At 68.2% G+C, this 18,577-nt stretch carries 16 protein-coding genes and 1 tRNA gene; 9 read left to right on the forward strand and 8 right to left on the reverse strand.

Features of this window, described 5'->3' with window-relative positions; genetic code table 11:
• The 3 genes from AC04MD_RS19215 to AC04MD_RS19225 all read left to right on the forward strand — a co-directional run.
• On the forward strand, positions 1-258 hold a 258-nt coding region (locus AC04MD_RS19215; RefSeq protein ID WP_475498816.1), incomplete at its 5' end, for a M20/M25/M40 family metallo-hydrolase.
• A gap of 323 nt (positions 259-581) precedes the next feature.
• Positions 582-2,285, forward strand: coding sequence for an asparagine synthase B (gene asnB / locus AC04MD_RS19220; protein WP_475498817.1), 1,704 nt, complete (start codon positions 582-584; stop codon positions 2,283-2,285).
• Positions 2,282-2,650 carry a nuclear transport factor 2 family protein gene (locus AC04MD_RS19225; RefSeq protein WP_475498818.1) on the forward strand — a complete coding sequence of 123 codons (369 nt, stop codon included), beginning with the start codon at positions 2,282-2,284 and terminating at the stop codon, positions 2,648-2,650. Before asnB ends, AC04MD_RS19225 begins: the two co-directional genes overlap by 4 nt.
• Here AC04MD_RS19225 and AC04MD_RS19230 read toward each other — a convergent pair.
• Positions 2,638-5,049: a penicillin acylase family protein gene (locus AC04MD_RS19230; RefSeq protein WP_475498819.1), complete on the reverse strand. Its 2,412-nt coding sequence runs from the start codon at positions 5,047-5,049 to the stop codon at positions 2,638-2,640. The two genes, AC04MD_RS19225 and AC04MD_RS19230, sit on opposite strands and share 13 nt — an antisense overlap.
• A 161-nt stretch (positions 5,050-5,210) precedes the next feature.
• Between AC04MD_RS19230 and bfr the strand changes: the two genes are divergently transcribed.
• Positions 5,211-5,696, forward strand: a complete 486-nt coding sequence (bfr, locus tag AC04MD_RS19235) for a bacterioferritin (RefSeq protein WP_475498820.1) — start codon at positions 5,211-5,213, stop codon at positions 5,694-5,696.
• Here the strand turns inward: bfr and AC04MD_RS19240 are convergent, their stop codons facing one another.
• The 4 genes from AC04MD_RS19240 to AC04MD_RS19255 form a co-directional block, all read right to left on the reverse strand.
• Positions 5,697-6,353 (reverse strand): thiopurine S-methyltransferase, encoded by a 657-nt coding sequence (locus tag AC04MD_RS19240; RefSeq protein ID WP_475498821.1) that lies wholly within the window; start codon positions 6,351-6,353, stop codon positions 5,697-5,699. It abuts the gene before it with no gap.
• A 254-nt stretch (positions 6,354-6,607) separates the two neighbouring features.
• The gene (gene parC, locus AC04MD_RS19245; RefSeq protein ID WP_475498822.1) at positions 6,608-8,851 is read right to left on the reverse strand and encodes a DNA topoisomerase IV subunit A; all 2,244 of its coding nucleotides are present in this window, start codon (positions 8,849-8,851) and stop codon (positions 6,608-6,610) included.
• A 56-nt stretch (positions 8,852-8,907) separates the two neighbouring features.
• Complete coding sequence (locus tag AC04MD_RS19250) at positions 8,908-10,725, reverse strand: SLC13 family permease (RefSeq protein ID WP_475498823.1); 1,818 nt, start codon at positions 10,723-10,725, stop codon at positions 8,908-8,910.
• A gap of 138 nt (positions 10,726-10,863) precedes the next feature.
• Positions 10,864-10,948: transfer RNA gene (locus AC04MD_RS19255), tRNA-Leu, on the reverse strand.
• A 92-nt stretch (positions 10,949-11,040) separates the two neighbouring features.
• Here AC04MD_RS19255 and rnr point away from each other — a divergent pair.
• The 4 genes from rnr (at position 11,041) to AC04MD_RS19275 (ending at position 16,163) form a co-directional block, all read left to right on the forward strand.
• Positions 11,041-13,509: a ribonuclease R gene (gene rnr, locus AC04MD_RS19260; RefSeq protein WP_475498824.1), complete on the forward strand. Its 2,469-nt coding sequence runs from the start codon at positions 11,041-11,043 to the stop codon at positions 13,507-13,509.
• A gap of 178 nt (positions 13,510-13,687) precedes the next feature.
• Positions 13,688-14,161 (forward strand): GFA family protein, encoded by a 474-nt coding sequence (locus AC04MD_RS19265; protein ID WP_475498825.1) that lies wholly within the window; start codon positions 13,688-13,690, stop codon positions 14,159-14,161.
• 51 nt (positions 14,162-14,212) lie between these two features.
• A complete protein-coding gene (gene rlmB / locus AC04MD_RS19270; protein WP_475498826.1) occupies positions 14,213-14,956 on the forward strand; it encodes a 23S rRNA (guanosine(2251)-2'-O)-methyltransferase RlmB in 744 nt (247 codons plus the stop codon).
• A gap of 13 nt (positions 14,957-14,969) precedes the next feature.
• Positions 14,970-16,163 (forward strand): DmpA family aminopeptidase, encoded by a 1,194-nt coding sequence (locus tag AC04MD_RS19275; RefSeq protein ID WP_475498827.1) that lies wholly within the window; start codon positions 14,970-14,972, stop codon positions 16,161-16,163.
• Positions 16,164-16,173: 10 nt separating this feature from the next.
• Here the strand turns inward: AC04MD_RS19275 and AC04MD_RS19280 are convergent, their stop codons facing one another.
• Positions 16,174-16,713 carry a helix-turn-helix domain-containing protein gene (locus AC04MD_RS19280; protein ID WP_475498828.1) on the reverse strand — a complete coding sequence of 180 codons (540 nt, stop codon included), beginning with the start codon at positions 16,711-16,713 and terminating at the stop codon, positions 16,174-16,176.
• A 115-nt stretch (positions 16,714-16,828) separates the two neighbouring features.
• Here AC04MD_RS19280 and rhtA point away from each other — a divergent pair, with 115 nt between their 5' ends.
• Positions 16,829-17,716 (forward strand): threonine/homoserine exporter RhtA, encoded by an 888-nt coding sequence (gene rhtA, locus AC04MD_RS19285; RefSeq protein WP_475498829.1) that lies wholly within the window; start codon positions 16,829-16,831, stop codon positions 17,714-17,716.
• Here the strand turns inward: rhtA and AC04MD_RS19290 are convergent, their stop codons facing one another.
• Both AC04MD_RS19290 and AC04MD_RS19295 read right to left on the reverse strand, forming a co-directional pair.
• Positions 17,717-18,217: an O-acetyl-ADP-ribose deacetylase gene (locus AC04MD_RS19290; RefSeq protein WP_475498862.1), complete on the reverse strand. Its 501-nt coding sequence runs from the start codon at positions 18,215-18,217 to the stop codon at positions 17,717-17,719.
• Complete coding sequence (locus AC04MD_RS19295; protein WP_475498863.1) at positions 18,217-18,543, reverse strand: ADP-ribosylation/crystallin J1; 327 nt, start codon at positions 18,541-18,543, stop codon at positions 18,217-18,219. The genes AC04MD_RS19290 and AC04MD_RS19295 overlap by 1 nt, the downstream gene beginning before the upstream one ends.
• Positions 18,544-18,577 lie beyond the last annotated feature (34 nt).

Consider the following 18,577-nt stretch of genomic DNA (forward strand, 5'->3'; position numbering starts at 1 on the left):
GAAGGCCATCTGCGCGCCACCGCACGCGCGGTGCTCGGTGAATTCGCCGGTGCGCCGGCGGAGGAGAGCACGGCCGGCGGTACGTCCGATGCGCGCTTCATCGCACCGCTGGGTGCGGAATGCATCGAGGTTGGACCGGTCAACGCCAGCATCCACAAGGTCGACGAAAATATCCGCGTGACGGATCTCGAGGCGCTGCCTGGCCTGTATCAGAAGCTGCTTGAGCGGCTGATGCTGCCGGTCCGCGCTGCTTTGTAGGAGCGCCCTCGGGCGCGATGCCTTTCACGCCCGTTCCTGAAAAGCATCGCGCCCGAGGGCGCTCCTACAGGAAAGCGGGTGGTTGCAGACGCAACTTTTACGGAGCTTGCCAAGCGCCGGTCTAAGCGGTTACGGTCGCCCCATGCCCCGCCGCATCGCCACCGACAACAACCGCAATAACCTGCGTCCGAACAACGGGACGCGGGCGATGCGGCTCTGCGACTAGGCAACGAAAGACCTGCCGGATACCAGAAACCCGCATCGCGAGATGCGGGTTTTTTCGTTCCGGGCGCCCGCCATCGAACCCCACCAGGAGTGTTTCCATGTGTTCCATCTTCGGCATCTTCGGGCTGCAGCCCGGTGACGACGTCCAGGCGCTGCGACGGCAGTCGCTGGAGCTTTCGCAGAAGCAGCGCCATCGCGGTCCCGACTGGAGCGGCGTGTACCACGACGACGGCGCCATCCTCGTGCACGAGCGCCTGGCCATCGTCGATCCGGCCGGCGGCTCGCAGCCGCTGCGGTCGGCCGACGGCGAGCTGGTGCTGGCGGTCAACGGCGAGATCTACAACCACCGCGAGCTGAAGGCGGAACTGGCGCAGGACTACGCCTTCCAGACCGGCTCGGACTGTGAGGTCATCAATGCGCTGTACCGGGAAGACACGCCGGCGTCCTTCCTCAACCGGCTCAACGGCATCTTCGCCTTCGCCCTGTGGGACAAGGCGAAAGAAACTGTGCTGATCGCGCGCGATCCCATCGGCGTCTGCCCGCTGTACTGGGGCCATGATCGCGAAGGTCGCCTGTGCGTAGCGTCGGAGATGAAGGCACTGGCCCCGATCTGTGCGGACGTCGCGCAGTTCCCGCCCGGCCACTACTACGATTCCGCCACGCGCGAACTGGTGAAGTACTACCACACCGCGTGGCGCGACTACCCAGCGGTGGAAGGCGTGGAACTGGCGAAGGGCGAATTGCGCGAGGCGTTCGAACGCGCCGTGCACCGCCAGCTGATGACCGACGTGCCTTACGGCGTGCTGCTGTCGGGTGGGCTGGATTCGTCGCTGGTAGCGGCGGTCGCGGCGCGTTACGCGCGCCACCGCATCGAGGACAACGACACGACCGAAGCCTGGTGGCCGCGCCTGCATTCGTTCGCCATCGGCCTGGAAGGCTCCCCCGACCTGGCGGCCGCCGAGGTCGCGGCGAAGGCGCTGGGGACGGTGCACCACGGCTTCACCTACACCTTCCAGGAAGGCCTGGATGCGATCCCGGAAGTAATCCGCCATATCGAGACCTACGACGTCACCACTATCCGCGCGTCCACGCCGATGTACCTGCTGGCACGCCGCATCAAGGCGATGGGCGTGAAGATGGTGCTGTCGGGCGAGGGCAGCGACGAGATCTTCGGCGGTTACCTGTATTTCCACAAGGCGCCCAACGCGCGCGAGTTCCACGAGGAGCTGGTGCGCAAGCTGGATGCGCTGCACAACTACGATTGCCTGCGCGCCAACAAGTCGATGATGGCCTGGGGCGTGGAGCCGCGCGTGCCCTTCCTCGATGTCGAGTTCCTGGACGTGGCGATGAAGATGGACGCCCTGCACAAGATGATCGACAGGGGCAGCGCCGGTGCGCAGCGGATGGAGAAGGGCGTGCTGCGCGAAGCGTTCGACGGCTACCTGCCGGAGTCGATCCTGTGGCGGCAGAAGGAGCAGTTCAGCGACGGCGTCGGCTACGGCTGGATCGACGGATTGAAGGCGCACGCGGAAGCGCAGGTCAGCGATCGCGAACTGGCGGCGGCTGACAAGCGCTTCCCGGTCAATCCGCCGCAGACCAAGGAAGCCTACTTCTACCGCACGCTGTTCGAGCAGCACTATCCGGGCCAGGCCTGCGCCGAGACGGTGCCGGGCGGCAAATCCATCGCGTGCTCGTCGCCGGCCGCCCTTGCCTGGGATGCCAGCTTCGCGAAGATGGCCGATCCCTCCGGTCGCGCCGTCGCCGGCGTGCATGCGTCTGCCTTGCAGGCGTCGTCGACATGAAACCGTCCGACGTGGTCCGCGAATGGGTCCGCCGTTTCAATGCGGCGGACATCGACGGGCTGGCGGCGCTGTATGCGGAGGACGCGACCAACCACCAGGTGGTGACCGAGCCGCTGCACGGGCGCGAAGCGATCGCGGCGATGTTCCGCACCGAATTCGGCCGCGCCACGATGGTGTGCATCGTGGACAACCTGTTCGAGGACGGCGAATGGGCCATCCTCGAATGGCGCGATCCGCTCGGCCTTCGCGGCTGCGGTTTCTTCCACGTGCGCGAGGGGCGCATCGTGTTCCAGCGCGGCTACTTCGACCAGCTCAGCTTCTTCCGGCAGCAGGGGCTGCCGGTGCCATCGCATTACCTCGCCTGAGCGTTGGTCGGTCGCAGCGTCAGCGTGTGCGTCGCGGCGCCGGGCAGGAACGGCGTCGGTCGGCCATGGACCCAGTCGTCGTGACCCGCGCCCCAGAACGGCGACATCGGGTGGCCGCTCTGGCCGCCCGGCATGTGGATGATCCCGTCGTCTTCGTGGCCCGGTGACACCACCATGCGCTCCGACGCGCCGAACGCCGGGCCCTGCACGCGCGGCATGGCGCCGTCGCCGGCGAGCGGCTCGCCCGGCATGCACAGCTTCGGCTTGAGGAAGGCGGGCAGGGCGGTGGCCAGCGGATGGCAGATCTTCGCGGTGTTGCGTTCGCCCCAGCGACGCTCGGCCAGCGGTCCCTGGCCGGCCAGGTCGTCGCGCACTTCTTTTGCGGCGTCTTCCAGCAAGGCACCCCAGCTCGTGTAGCGGCGCGACAGCAGGTGCGCCGGGCGCTGCTCCAGCAGCGGCCACACCGCGCCTTCCAGTTGCGGCAGGTCGGGCATGACGAAATCGTCGCCGAGCGCGGCCTGCGCGGGCGCGGTCAGGCCGTCGGCGATGCGCGCATGCACAGCGAGGCGCCATGCGCGTACCAGCCGGTAGCTCACCGAGTCGACGCTGGCCACGCCTTCCCAGGTCTTGCCGGCGTTGGCTAAGGCCTTGATCGATGCGTTCGCCGGCTGCCGTTTCGCTTCGTCCTGCAGCAACGTCCACCAGCGTTCGAGGAACAGGGCACGATCGTCGAGCTGGATCGCCAGCAGATCCTGCTCGGTGAAGCGCTCCTTCGCCTGCAGGCCGTCGCGGATCTGTTTCGCGCGCGCGCCCAGGGCATAGCCGCCATCACCGACGCGCGCGAGCGCGGCGCCATCCAGCACGCGCGCGTTCGCCGTCCACACGCGGTGGCTGGTCTGTGACGTCAGCACCGGCGACAGCTGGCTGGAAATGACCCAGGGCCGGCAACTTCCGGGCAGCTGGGGCGCCACGTCGTCCGCGGGCGCGGCCGGTGCGAGTTCCAGCGTATGCGGGCACGAGGCCGCGCGCGAGGGTAGCGGGCCGAGGATGCGCCAGGCGATGCGGCCGTTGTGGTCGGCGATCACCAGGTTCTGCGCCGGGGTGGCGGTACGCTGCGCCACCGACAGCGCGGCGGAAAGGTCGCCCGCTCCCGCGAAATCCGCCAGGCCGAAGTTGAGTGCGCCGGGCTGGTGCGCCACCCAGCGCAGCGCGAGGGCGGGTTGCGTGCCCTTGGCCGAGTGGACGATCGGTCCGTAGCGCGTTTCCTGCACGTCCAGCATCACCGGGTCGGCCCCCGCGACGCGGATCGTCTCGGCATGGTGTTCGACCGCATCGCAGGTGTCGGGCACGTCGCCATTGCCGCAGGGCTTCACCGGGTACCAGTCCGCCGTATCCGCGTAGCTGTTGGTGAAGCCCCAGGCCACGTGGCCGTTGCTGCCGACGATGATCGCGGGCAGGCCAGGCAGGCTGAAGCCGGAGACGTCGACCTTGCCGCCCGGCGCGCGCGGATCCGGGTAGCGCAGGCGCACGCGGAACCAGATGTTGGGCGCGCGCAGGCCCAGGTGCATGTCGTCGGCGACGATGGCACGGCCGTCGGCCGTCAGCGCACCGGCCACGGCCCAGTTGTTGCTGCCCGGCGTGCCCTTGTCGGCGAGGCGCTGGTGCGTGCCGGTCTTCGGCATCGGCAGCGTGCGCAGGTCGACCTCGTCCGCCGTCGGCAACGTGGCGTTGCCGCGCGGCTCGCCCTGCAGCGGCGCATCCCATTCGGTGCCGTCGTGCGTCAGCAGGGCGTAGAGCGCGGGCGGCAGCTGGCGACGGATCTTCCACAGTCCGAGCTCGCGCACGTTGTCCGCGTCCTGCAGGTCGAAGTACATGGCATAACCGGCCAGCGCCGAGTCGGCGACCTCCCACGCCCGCGGCGACTGCCGCAGCAACAGGTACGGCCAGGGACGCGACTTCAATGCCCCCAGGCCATCGTTGACGCCGTTGGCATAGGCCTGCAGCTGCGGCATGCGCTCGCCGCCGAATCCGTCGAGGGCCGCCGTCACGCGCGCACGGATGCGGTGCGTGCGGCGCGCCTTGTCCATGTCCACCGCGATCGGCCCGAACAGTTCGGCCAGCTCGCCGGCGGAGCTGCGCCGCATCAGGTCCATCTCGAAGTAGCGCTCCTGCGCATGCACAAAGCCGAGCGCCCGTGCCGCATCGGTCTCGCTGGCCGCCTCGATGGTCACCACGCCCAGCGCGTCGCGCTGCAGGGTGACGGGTGCGGACAACCCGGGCAGCGCCTGCTCGCCGTCCAGCCGGGGCAGGCTGCCCCGCAACGACCACCACGCCAGCAGCACTGCCACGACAACCAGGGCCAACAGCAGCAGCGCGATGCGCCGGGTCCACTTCAGCATTGCGAAGTCCTTGCGGTGAGGGCGTGGCGGAGTGGCCGGATTATTCCACGGAAGCCATGGCCGTCGTCGCCGCGCTGCAGCGCCCAACGAGACTGATTCCGATTCGGTCATCGCCCGGAGGGATGGGGCATCATGCGCGCCTCGCCCCAGGAGCCGCCCCCATGAAAGGCCATCCCGACGTCGTCGACTACCTCAAGTTCCTGCTGCGTGGCGAACTGGCCGCGCGCGACCAGTACTTCATCCATTCGCGCCGCTACGAGGACCAGGGGCTGATGGCCCTGTCCCACCGCATCGATCACGAGATGCAGGAAGAGACCGAGCATGCCGACGCCCTGCTGCGCCGCATCCTGTTCCTGGAAGGCGACCCGGACATGCGTCCGGAGACGTTCACGGCCGGCAAGACGGTCGAGGAAATGCTGCAGCGCGACCTCGAAGTGGAGTACGCGGTACGCGCTCACCTGGCCAAGGGCGTGGCGCTGTGCGAGCAGCATGGCGACTACGTCAGCCGCGAAATCCTGCTGACCCAGCTGAAGGACACCGAGGAAGACCACGCGCACTGGCTGGAACAGCAACTGGGCCTGATCAAGCGCCTCGGCATCGAGCTGTACTTGACCTCCAAGCTCGACGGCCACCCCGCCGCCGAGTGATCAGCCACGACGGAGACGGTAGACCGCCGTCTCCAGCGCGCTCAGGCCTTCCTCGCGGAAGCGCGGCTCCTGGTCGAGGATGTCGCGCCGTTCCAGCAGCGTGTGCCGCCACGGCGCAGCGAACAGGCTTTCGACTTCGGCCTGCGCCACCGAGAACGGCGGCCCGGCCTTTTCCTCCTGCGGATACTCCAGCGTGATCAGCAGCCCCTGGCAGCCCGCCGGCAGGGCGGCATAGACCGTATCGCGGTAACGCAGGCGCAGGTCCGGCGGCAGGGCGATCAGCGCGGCGCGGTCGTAGACGCCGGTGATGTCCGCCAGCAACCCTGGATCCAGGCCGAAGGCGTCGCCCAGGATGATTTCGATGGGACCGGCGCTGACGTGCTCGCCGTAAGGGCTGGTGGTCCGCTCGGGCTGCAGCCCGGCCTCTTCGAAGAACTGCCTCACCGCCAGCGGCGACAGTTCCACACCCAGCACGCGGTGGCCCTGCGCTGCCAGCCAGTGCATGTCCAGCGACTTGCCGCAGAGCGGCACCAGCACGCGCGATCCTTCCGGCAGCTGCAGCGACGGCCAGTGCTTCTGCAGTAGCGGCATCACGTCATGGCGATGGAAGCCGATCTGTCCTTCCTGCCACTTCTGCAACCAGAAATCGGCGTCCATCGTGTGGTCCTCGTGGTAGATCCGTGAAAGGGAACTTACCCGGCCGCTGTAGGAGGGGCTTCAGCCCCGACCGCTTCAAATGCGGAAAGCGTCGGGGCTGAAGCCCCTCCTACAACCGCGATGCTGTCACGCGTGCGCCGCAGCGCGCCCGTATGGCGAACTACTGGACGTCCAGTCCATCGACCTTCTGCCGCGCCACCTGGAAGGCAGGCCGTGGCGATGACGAACGCGCCGCAGCGCGCCCGGCTGATGAACTATTGGACATCCAGTCCATCGACTTTCTGCCAACCTCTGGGCAACAACCCGCCCCGCGTCGCGCGCGCACCGACATACTCGTCCAGGTCCTTGAACGACAGGCTCATCGTGCGCTGGCCGCTCTTGACCAGCAGCGTCGTGCCCGGCGACACCGCGGCGATCGCGACCACACGCTCGGTGCCCAGCTTGGCCTTCGGGATCTCGATGATCTTGTTGCCTTTGCCCTTGTCCAGTTCCGGCAGTTCGCTGACCGGGAACGCCAGCAGATGGCCGGCACTGGTGACCGCAACGATGCGGTCGGTCTCGGTGTTGGGCACCTGCGCAGGCTGCAGCACGGTCGCGCCCACGGTCAGGTTGAGCATCGCCTTGCCGGCCTTCTGGCGGCCGGTGAGGTTCTCGAAGCGGGTGACGAAGCCGTAGCCGTGCGAGGACGCCAGCACGAAGCGGTGGTCGTTGTCGCCGGTGGCCAGCGCCTGGAACGAGGCGCCCGCAGCCGGCGAGAAGCGGCCGGTCAGGGGTTCGCCGTTGCCGCGCGCCGACGGCAGCGTGTGCACGGCGGTGGAATAGCTGCGGCCTTCCGAATCGAGGAACGCGACCTGCTGTGTACTGCGCGAGCGCACGGCGCCGAGCAAGCCGTCGCCATCGCGGTAGGACAGCGTGGACGCATCCACGTCGTGGCCCTTCGCCGCACGGATCCAGCCCTTCTCCGACAGCACCACGGTCATCGGCTCGCTGGCGACCAGTTCGGTTTCGTCCAGCGCCTGTGCGGCGTCGCGCTGCACCAGCGGCGACATCCGGGCATCGCCGAACTTCTTGGCGTCGGCGGTCAGCTCGTCCTTGATCAGCTTCTTCAGCTTGGTCTTGGAGTCCAGGATGCCGGCGATCTTCTCGCGCTCGGCGAGCAGTTCGTCCTGCTCGCCGCGGATCTTCATTTCCTCCAGGCGGGCCAGCTGCTTCAGGCGGGTGTCGAGGATGTAGTCGGCCTGTTCTTCGCTCAATGCGAAGCGCGCGATCAGCGCGGCCTTCGGCTCGTCCTCGGTGCGGATGATGCGGATGACTTCATCCAGGTTGAGGAACGCGACCAGCAAGCCTTCCAACAGGTGCAGGCGACGCTCGACCTTCTCCAGCCGGTGCTTGAGGCGGCGGGTGACGGTGTCGCTGCGGAACGCCAGCCATTCCGTCAGCAGCATCTTCAGGTTCTTGACCTGCGGCCTGCCGTCCAACCCGATGATGTTGAGGTTGACCCGGTAGCTCTTCTCCAGATCGGTGGTGGCGAACAGATGGCCCATCAGCTGTTCGGCGTCGACGCGGTTGGAGCGCGGGATCAGCACCACGCGCACCGGGTTGGCGTGGTCGGACTCGTCGCGGATGTCCTCCAGCCAGGGCAGCTTCTTGGCGCGCATCTGCGCCGCGATCTGCTCGATCACCTTGGACGGCGACACCTGGTAGGGCAGGGCGTCGATGACGATGTTGGCATTGTCCTTGCGCCACACGGCACGCGCGCGGACGCTGCCGGTGCCGTTCTCGTACATCGCACGCAGGTCGGAGGCAGCGGTGATGATCTCCGCCTTCGTCGGATAGTCCGGGCCGCGCACGTGTTCGCACAGGTCGGCGACCGTCGCGTCGGGATCGTCGATCAGGCGGATGCAGGCGCTGACGATCTCGTTGAGGTTGTGCGGCGGCACGTCGGTCGCCATGCCGACCGCGATGCCGGTGGTGCCGTTGAGCAGCAGGTGCGGCAGGCGTGCCGGTAGCCAGGTCGGCTCTTCCAGCGTGCCGTCGAAGTTCGGCGTCCAGTCGACCGTGCCCTGGCCGAGTTCGCCCAGCAGCACTTCGGCGATGGGGGTGAGCTTGGACTCGGTGTAGCGCATCGCGGCGAACGACTTCGGGTCGTCCGGCGAACCGAAGTTGCCCTGGCCCTCGATCAGCGGATAGCGGTACGAGAACGGCTGCGCCATCAGCACCAGGGCTTCGTAGCAGGCGCTGTCGCCGTGCGGGTGGTACTTGCCGATGACGTCGCCGACGGTGCGGGCGGACTTCTTCGGCTTGGCGCCGGCGTTCAGGCCCAGCTCGCTCATCGAATAGACGATGCGCCGCTGCACCGGCTTCAGGCCGTCGCCGATGAAGGGCAGGGCGCGGTCCAGCACCACGTACATCGAGTAGTCGAGGTAGGCGCGCTCGGCGTACTCGCGCAGCGGGATCTGTTCGAAACCGTGGAAGGTCGGGCGGATCGTTTCGGTCATTGCGGGCGTGCGGTCTGCGGAGCGGAAATCCCGGCCATTCTACCCGTCGCGCCGTCTCACCCGCCGATACTCGGCAGCAGCGGACCGTCCAGCCACAGCCAGCGCGCCAGCCAGGCCGTGGTGAGGGCGATGGCGGCCGTCAGCGGGATGCCGACGCGCAGGAAGTCGCCGAAGGTGTAGCGGCCGGGATTGAGGATCAGCAGGTTGCCGTGGTGGCCGATGGGGGTCAGGAACGAGGCCACCGCGCCCATCGCCGTGCAGACCACGAACGGCACCGGGTTCAGCTCCAGTCCCGCGGCCAGCGCCAGCGCGATCGGCGCCAGCAGCACCGTGGTGGCGGCATCGGACAGGACCTGCGTCAGCAGCGCGGCGGTGCCGAACATCACCAGCAGCAGCACCAGCGGCGACCAGTGTGCGGCGTGGTTGAGCAGCAGGTCGGCCACCAGGGCGGCGGTCCCGGTCTTCTCCATCGCGATGCCGAGCGGGATCACGCCGCCGATCATCACGAAGATCCGCACGTCGATTTCCTGGTAGGCGCGCTCGATGTCGACGCAGCGGGTCAGCACCATCGCCACGGCACCGGCGAGGAACGCGATGTGCGGCGCCAGCGTCTCGGTGGCCGCCGCGGCGACGGCCGCGACCATGATCGCCAGTGCGACCGGCGCGCGGCGGCGCGGCTTCTTCTGGCCGCCGAACGGCACCAGCATCAGGAAACCGTGATGCGCCGCCAGCGGCTCGAAGTGCTGCTGCTGGCCCCACAGCACCAGCAGGTCGCCTTCCTGCAGCACCATCTCCGACAGTTCGCCGTGCAGCCAGCCTTCGCGGCGCCACAGGCCCACGACGACCACGCCGAGGTTCCGCAGGAAGTCGATGTCGGCCACGCTGCGGCCGATGAACTCGGAATGCGGCGCGACGACGGCCTGCACCAGCTGTTCCTCGCCCAGCGCCTCGCTCTTGCCTTCCTCGCGCTTTTCGCCGTACTTGGCCACGGCGTGCAGCGCCAGCCCGGGCTCGTCGCGGATGGAGGCGATCTCGTCCGGCGAGGCGCGCACCAGCAGCACGTCGCCCGCGGCCAGCGTGCTGTCCAGGCGCTGGTTGCGGCGGCGCATGCCGTGGCGCAGCCAGTCCACCACCTGCAGGCGGTCCTCGAAGGTCTTCGCAAAGTCGCCGCGCGGCTTGCCGATCCACGGCGAGTCCTCTTCCACCAGCAGCTCGGTGTAGTAGCGGTCCAGCTTCAGGTAGTCGCCCTGCGGCGATTCGCCCTCGCGCTTGGGTACCAGCCAGCGCCCCAGCAGCATGTACACCGTGCCCAGCACGACCAGGGCGATGCCGATCGGCGTGATGGCGAAGATGTCCAGCGCCGGCAGGCCGGCACGCTTGATCAGGTCGTTCGACAACAGGAAGGCGGGCGCACTGAAGAGCGTCAGCGTGGTGCCCAGCGAGGCGGCCAGCGACATCGGCATCAGCAGGCGCGAGGCGGCCAGCTTCTGCTCGCGGGCGATGCGCATCAGGATGGGCAGCATCATTGCCGTGACCATCACGTGGTGCGAGAACGCCGCGAGTGCCGCCGTAGCGGGCATCACCACCGCGATGGTGCGCCACTCGCTGCCGCCGGCCGCGCGGCCGATGCCCGCGCCGATGCGTTCGGTGATGCCGGTGGCCGACAGGCCGGCGGAGAGTACGAACACGGCGGCGACGATGATCGCCGGCTCGCTGGCGAAGCCGGACATCGCTTCCTTGGGGCCGAGGATGCCGGTCAGCGTCAGCGCGAGCAGCGCCAACAGGGCGACCAGGTCGACGCGCAGTTTCTCGCTCACGAACAGAACCAGGGTGATCGCCAGGATGGCGAGGAACAGGATCTGCTGGAACTCCATGCGCGCCCCCTGGCGATAGAACGTGGTACGTGTGCCGCGAGCCTAGCGTGGACCCGTGTGAGGGCGCGTGATCCGGCGGGCGTCCCGCGGTCGCCGGAAACGAAAAACCCCCGCTTTCGCGAGGGTCTTCGTTATGCGTGGTGCCCAGGAGAGGACTCGAACCTCCACGGTTTTACCCGCTAGTACCTGAAACTAGTGCGTCTACCAATTCCGCCACCTGGGCAGGTAAGCGAGGCGCGCATTTTGAGGATCGGGCGGGGGAATGTCAACGGTTCGTTCGCATGATGTTGTTCAGGCGAGGTGTACCATCCCGCCATGACCAAGAAACCAACGAAAAGCGGCGGCAAGACGTCCGCCGGGAAAGGAAGCAAGCCGGGCGGCGCAGCCGCCTCCCGTAGCACCGGCAAGCCGGCCGGGAAAGGCAAACCCACCAAAAAGAGCCTGCCGCCGTGGATGCCCGACGTGTCCGCGCGCGGACCATCCCGACCATCGGCAGGCGCGCCGCAGCCCCGGCGTCCGGCTGCTGCCCATGCACCACGCGCGGCCGGACGCTTCGTCGATCCGCACGCGCAGCGCGAAGCCGAGCGCTACGACCAGCCCATCGCCAGTCGCGAGGCGATCCTCGGCTTCCTCGAGGCCGCCGACGGCCCGCAGACGGCGGAGGAGATCGCGGGCCCGCTCGGCCTGGAAGCATCCGATCGGTTCGACGCCTTGTCCAAGCGCCTCGGTGCGATGGTCCGCGACGGGCAGCTGGTGCAGAACCGCCGCGGCGGCTTCGCGCCGGTGCAGCAGACCGACCTGATCGCCGGCACGGTGATCGCCAACCCGGACGGCTTCGGCTTCCTGCGGCCGGACACCGGCGGTGGCGACGACCTGTTCCTGCCGCCGTATGAAATGCGCAAGGTCATGCACGGCGACCGCGCGCTGGCCAACGTCACCGGCATCGATCGCCGCGGCCGCCGCGAGGGCAGCATCGCGCGCGTGCTCGAGCGCGGCGTCACCCGCCTGATCGGCCGTTTCGGGTTCGAAGTCGGCATCGCCTACGTGGCGCCCGACGACAAGCGCATCCAGCGCAACGTGCAGATCCCGCAGGACGCCACCGGCGGCGCGCGCGACGGCCAGCTCGTCGTGGTCGAACTGACCCAGGCGCCCGATGCGCGCCGTCCGCCCATCGGCAAGGTCATCGCCGTGCTCGGCGACAGCCTGACGCCGTCGCTGGTGGTCGAGGCCGCGATCCACGGACACAACCTGCCGCACGAATTTCCGCAAGAAGTGCTGGACGAAGCCACCGCAGTGCCGCTGGTGGTGGAGCCGGCGATGGTCGGCGACCGCGTCGACCTGCGGTCCACGCCGCTGGTGACCATCGACGGCGAGGACGCCAAGGATTTCGACGACGCCGTCTACTGCGAACCGACGCGCGACGGCTTCCGCCTGGTCGTCGCCATCGCCGACGTCTCGCACTACGTGCGCCCGGGCACGCCACTGGACGACGAGGCGCAGAAGCGTGCGACCTCGGTGTACTTCCCCGGCTTCGTGGTGCCGATGCTGCCGGAGACGCTGTCCAACGGCATCTGCTCGCTGAACCCGAAGGTCGACCGCATGACCTTCGTCTGCGACATGCAGGTCAACCGCGACGGTGAGGTCACCCGCTCGACGTTCTACGAGGCGGTGATGAACTCGCACGCACGCCTGACCTACACGCAGGTGTGGAAGGCGGTCGGCGAACAAGACGAGGAAACACGCGCGGAGATCGCCGCGGTGCTGCCGCACGTCGAGCGGCTGTACCAGCTGTACCACGTACTATCGAAGGCGCGCGCGACCCGGGGCGCGATCGAATTCGAAAGCTCGGAAGTCCGCTTCGTGCTGGACAACCGTGGCGAGGTCACCCAGGCCGGCATGCTGGTGCGCAACGACGCGCACAAGCTGATCGAGGAATGCATGATCGCGGCCAACGTGGAGGCGGCGAAGTACCTGCTTGCCGCGCACATCCCCGCGCCGTACCGCATCCACGACAAGCCGCCGGAAACCAAGTACGCGGACCTGCTGGAATTCCTCAAGGAGTTCAAGCTGTCGATGCCGTCGTGGGGCAAGGTGCAGCCGAAGGATTTCACCAATCTGCTGAAGAAGGTGCGCGAGCGCCCCGATGCGGCGTTGCTGGAATCGGTGCTGCTGCGCAGCCAGAGCCTGGCGGTGTACGCGCCGGAGAACGTCGGCCACTTCGGCCTGGCGCTGGCGGCATACGCCCACTTCACCTCGCCGATCCGGCGCTATCCCGACCTGCTGGTGCACCGTGCGATCAAGCACGGCCTGTCGGGGAAACGGCCGGACGCCTTCCAGTATTCGCCGCGCGACATGGCGGCGCTGGCGCTGCAGTGTTCCGAGCGCGAGCGCCGCGCCGACGAGGCAGAGCGCGAAGTCGATGAGCGTTACCGCGCCGCGTGGATGGAGAAGCATGTCGGCGGCGAGTTCGATGGCGTCATCAGCGGCGTGACCAGCTTCGGCCTGTTCGTGGAGCTGGACCAGTCCAAGGTCAACGGCCTGGTGCACGTGACCCAGCTGCCGCACGATTACTACCACTTCGACCCGGTACGGAAGACCTTGTCCGGTGAACGTCGTGGATTGTCGTTCCGCCTCGGCGACCGCGTGCGCATCATCGTGCTGAAGGCCAGCCTGGAAGAGCGCAAGATCGACTTCCGCCTGGTCGAGGACAAGACGAAGGACAGCGGCCTGCCGCCGCCTCCGCCGCGTGGCCAGCCGGCGAAGCGGACGAAGAAGAAGTATTGATGCAAACCCGTCGTCCCAGCGCACGCTGGGACCCATCTTGATCTTGCTTTTCTTTGTGCTAGACCGCGCGCAAGCGGCGGAAGATCAAGATGGAACCCGGCTTGACCCGCCGTTCGGCTGTTTAGAGCCGACGAGATGACGATCGGATTTTCTATGTTCTTCCTTGTCCGGAACCTCAATGCCTAGCCAGATCCACACCGGCGGTTGCCAATGCGGCGCGGTCCGCTTCCGCGTCGCCGGCGAGCTCAAGGACGCGTCGATCTGCCATTGCCGCATGTGCCAGAAGGCGTTCGGTGCGTACTACGCGCCGCTGGTGTCCACCCGCGGCGCCTCGCTCGAATGGACGCGCGGCGAGCCGAAGCGGTTCCAGTCGTCGAATGTGGTCCGGCGCGGCTTCTGCGCCGACTGCGGCACACCGCTGACCTACGAGGCGCCGGACGGCGTGGCGCTGGCGGCCGGCGCCTTCGACGATCCGGCCGGGCTGGCGCCGTGGGTGCAGTACGGCGTGGAAGGTAAGCTGCCATACGTGGATGGGCTGCCGGCATTGCCGCAGCGGCGCACCGAGGAGGACGAAGCGGCCGCGGCGTTCCTGGCCGGCGTGGTGTCCTTCCAGCACCCCGACCATGACACGGGTGCGTGGCCACCGCGCTGAGCGGCCGCCCGGTGCGATAATGCCGGCCTTTCCAGGGCGGCCGTAGAGCGCATGAGCAAGCAGAACCAGTGGATCGTCGGCGTCAACGCGGTGGCCTCGGCCGTCGAGAACGATGCCGACAACGTGCGCGAGATCCTGGTCGAGGGCGGCAGCAAGAATGCGCGCCTGACCGAGATCGAAGAGAACGCGCGCCGCAAGGGCATCGACGTGCGCCGCGTCACCGGCCAGGCGCTGGACGGCGTGGCCGGCTCGCTGCGCCACCAGGGCGTGGCCGCGCGCTATGCCGCCGCCAGGACCTGGGACGAGAACGAACTGCAGGGACTGGTGGAAGCCGCCGAAGGCAAGGCGTTGCTGCTGGTGCTGGACGGCGTGCAGGATCCGCACAACCTGGGCGCCTGCCTGCGCAGCGCGGCCGCCGCCGGCGTCACCGCGGTCATCATCCCCAAGGACAAGTCGGTGGGCGTCAACGCCACCGTGCGCAAGACCTCGGCCGGTGCCGCCGACCGCATCCCGGTGGTGCAGGTCACCAACCTGTCGCGCTGCCTGCGCGACCTGCAGCAGTTGGGCGTGTGGATCTACGGCCTGGCCGGTGAAGCCACGGCATCGCTCTACGCGACTGACCTGCGCGGCAACGTCGCGCTGGCGCTGGGCGGCGAAGCCGACGGCCTGCGCCGCCTGACCCGCGAGCACTGCGACGGGCTGGTGAAAATCCCCATGCCCGGCGACATCGAAAGCCTCAACGTCTCGGTCGCGGCCGGCATCACGCTGTTCGAGGCCGTCCGCCAGCGCCAGTAACCAGGAACGCCGCATGAGCCGCGAACGCCGCATGATCGTCCGTCGTCTGATCGCGCTGTCGCTGCTGGCGTGTTCGATGTCCGCCTTCGCGAAGGATGAAGTGCGCGTGCGTGCTCGCGACCTCGGCGTGGCGCCGGGCATCTTCGCCCCCGGCACGCACAACGCCATCACCGACGTCGCCGGCGTACGCGTCGGCCAGGTGACGCTGAAGGAGGGCGACATCGTGCGCACCGGCGTCACCGCGATCCTGCCGCATGCCGGCAACGTCTACCGCTCGCGCGTGCCGGCAGCCATACATGTCGGCAACGGCTTCGGCAAGTTCGTCGGCAGCACCCAGGTCAACGAACTGGGCGAACTGGAAACGCCGATCCTGCTGACCTGCACGCTGTGCGTGTGGAAGGCCGCCGATGCGATGGCGGAGTGGATGCTGGCCAAACCCGACATGGGGAAGGTGCAGTCGCTCAACGTGGTGGTCGGCGAAACCAACGACGGCGGGCTCAACGATATCCGTGCGCGCCCTATCACCGCGGATGCCGTGCGTCGTGCCCTGGAATCCGCCACCGACGGTGCCGTGCAGGAAGGCAGCGTCGGCGCCGGCACGGGCACGGTGGCGTTCGGCTGGAAGGGCGGTATCGGCACGTCGTCGCGCAAACTGCCCGCGTCGCTGGGCGGCTGGACCGTCGGCGTGCTGGTGCAGAGCAATTTCGGTGGCGTGCTGCAGGTCTCGGGCGCGCCGGTCGGGCGCGAACTGGACCGCTACGCCTTCCAGAAGGCGGTCGCCATGCAGGCCGGCGACCGCCGCGGCCTGGCCGACGATCGCGGCGACGGGTCGATCATCATCGTCATCGCCACCGATGCGCCACTGGGCGACCGCAACCTGCGTCGCGTCGCGTCGCGCGCGATGATGGGCCTGGGCCGCACGGGCAGTTCGGCGTCGAACGGCAGCGGCGACTACATCCTCGCGTTCTCCACCGCGGAGTCGGTGCGGCGTGCCTTCGATGCGCCGCAGCTGGAGACGTCGGAACTGGCCAACGAACAGATGAGCGCCGTGTTCCAGGCCAGCGTGGAAGCGGTCGAGGAAGCGATCTACAACTCGATCTTCATGGCGACCACGGTGAGCGGTAACGGCGAGACCGTCGAGGCGATCCCGCTGGATCGCGTGCGCCGGATCCTGGAACGTCACGGCATCGCAGCGCCGACGAAATGACCCTGCGGGATCAGTGCACGACGTTGCGGATGAAGCGCAGCGGCGCGTCGCCGTCGTTGCGGTAGGCGTAGTCGCGGTCACTGGGGAACACGAAGAAGTCGCCGGCCTCGACGACGTGTTCACGGTCCGGGAGTTCGATCACCAGGCGGCCTTCGATGACGAAGAACATCTCGTGCCAGCCCGTGGGATCGGCCGCCGATACGTAGCGGTCGCCCGGCATCAGCGTCCACGCCCACAACTCGACGTCGTGGGCCGCCGGCGCGGTGGCCAGCAATACGCCCTTCGAGCCGCCGACGCGCCCACTCCAGGCCAGCGCCTCGATGCGGTCGAGCCCCGGCCGGCTCGGCGCCTTCACCAGATCGGCGAACGTCACCTTCAGCGCTTCCGCGATGCGGTCCAGGGTGTTGAGGCTGACATTGGCGTCGCCGGATTCGATGCCCACCAGCATGCGACGCGACACGTCCGCGGCGACCGACAGCGCCTGCTGGCTGAGGCCTGCGTCTGTCCGCAGGCGACGGATATTCTCGGCGACGTGTTCCAACACACTCATGGGTAGGGGTTGCGCATTATATTGCGCATCCGGTAAGCTTCGGTCTGCGCAATATAGTGCGCAATCTGTCCTCCCTTCAAGCGTGGCGCGTTCGACGCCCGCAGGTACCGTCGTCATGTCGTCCCCGAATTCCCATGCCTCCGTCCACTGGCAGCCGATCGCGTTGCTGCTCGTCGCCATGCTGTCCATCCAGGCCGGCGCGTCGATGGCGAAAAGCCTGTTCCCGGCCGTGGGCGCCACCGGCGCCACCGCGCTGCGGCTGGCGCTGGCGACGCTGATCCTGGTGGCGGTGTTCCGGCCGTGGCGCGCGCGCGTCACCCGCGATCAGTGGCCGCTGCTGTTGTGCTACGGCGCCTCGCTGGGCCTGATGAACCTGCTGTTCTACAAGTCGCTGGAAACGGTGCCGCTCGGCATCGCGGTCGCGCTCGAATTCACCGGCCCGCTGGCGGTGGCGCTGCTGGGGTCGCGTCATCTGCGCGACGTGGTGTGGGTCGTGCTGGCGGTGATCGGGCTGGTGCTGCTGGTGCCGGAGCAGGGCAGCCAGCCGCTCGACCTTGCAGGCGCGGCCTACGCGCTCGGCGCAGGCGCGTGCTGGGCGCTGTACATCGTGTTCGGCCAGAAGGCCGGCAACGCGCATGGCACACAGACCGTGGCCATCGGCAGCTGCATCGCGGCGGCGGTGGCGGTACCGTTCGGCGTCGCGCACGCCGGCACCGCCTTGCTGGCACCTGCGTTGTTGCCGGTTGCGCTGGCGGTGGCGCTGCTGTCCACCGCGATTCCCTACAGCCTGGAAATGGTCGCGCTGACGAAGATGCCGACGCGCACCTTCGGCATGATGATGAGCCTGGAGCCGGCCATCGCCGCGCTGTGCGGCCTGCTGTTCCTGCACGAACGCTTGTCGTTGCTGCAGTGGCTGGCGATCGCCGCGATCATCGTCGCGTCCGCCGGTGCCGCCATGACCTCGCGCTCGCCGGTGGAGACCGCAGGCAGCGGCAGCGCCTGATCAGTCCAGCAAGGCCTGGTACTGCGCCAGGTCGCTGGCGGAGAAGCAGCAGAAGATCACGTCGGGCGGATTCGCCGACGCTGCCAGCGCAGCGCGGACCGTCTCGACCGCGACGCGCGCGGCAGCGTCCGCGGGATAGCCGAAGATGCCGGTGCTGATGCAGGGGAACGCGATGCTGCGCAGGTCGTGCTTCGCCGCGAGCGCCAGGCTGTTGCGGTAGCACGCGGCCAGCAGGTCGGCTTCTCCCTGCTCGCCGCCGCGCCACACCGGACCGACGGTATGGATCACATGGCGGGCCGGCAGGCGGTAGCCCTTCGTCATCTTCGCCTCGCCGGTCCTGCACCCGCCGAGCAGCCGGCACTCGTGCACCAGCTCCGGACCGGCCGCGCGATGGATCGCGCCATCCACGCCACCACCGCCGAGCAGCGAACTGTTCGCCGCGTTGACGATGGCATCGACCTGCATCGTGGTGATGTCGGCGCGCAGCGCGCGGACGGTCATCATTTGAACTCGCGGATGACTTCGATGGTGCCCACGATGTTGTCGTTGAACAGCTCCAGTTCCTCGGCAGGCACCCACCATTCGGTGTGGTGGGCGCCACCGACCTTCTGGATGGGGTAGCGCGACATGAAGTCCTTGCGCACCCTGAAACGGGTCACGTAGCCGACACCGCTGTCCTTGATGTTCCATCGTTCCGCGATTTCAGCGGCGTACTGCTCGTTGGTGACGGGATAGAAGATGGGTTGTTCGGGCAGGCGGGGCGGCCAGCGACGGAAATCGTGCCGTGCCAGTAGAGCGAGTTCTTCCGGGCCGGTGGGCCGGTACATGGTGACGGTGTCCTGCTCGGGCTCTGCAACCGGT

This window comes from Pseudoxanthomonas sp. LjRoot206 (assembly GCF_056175725.1).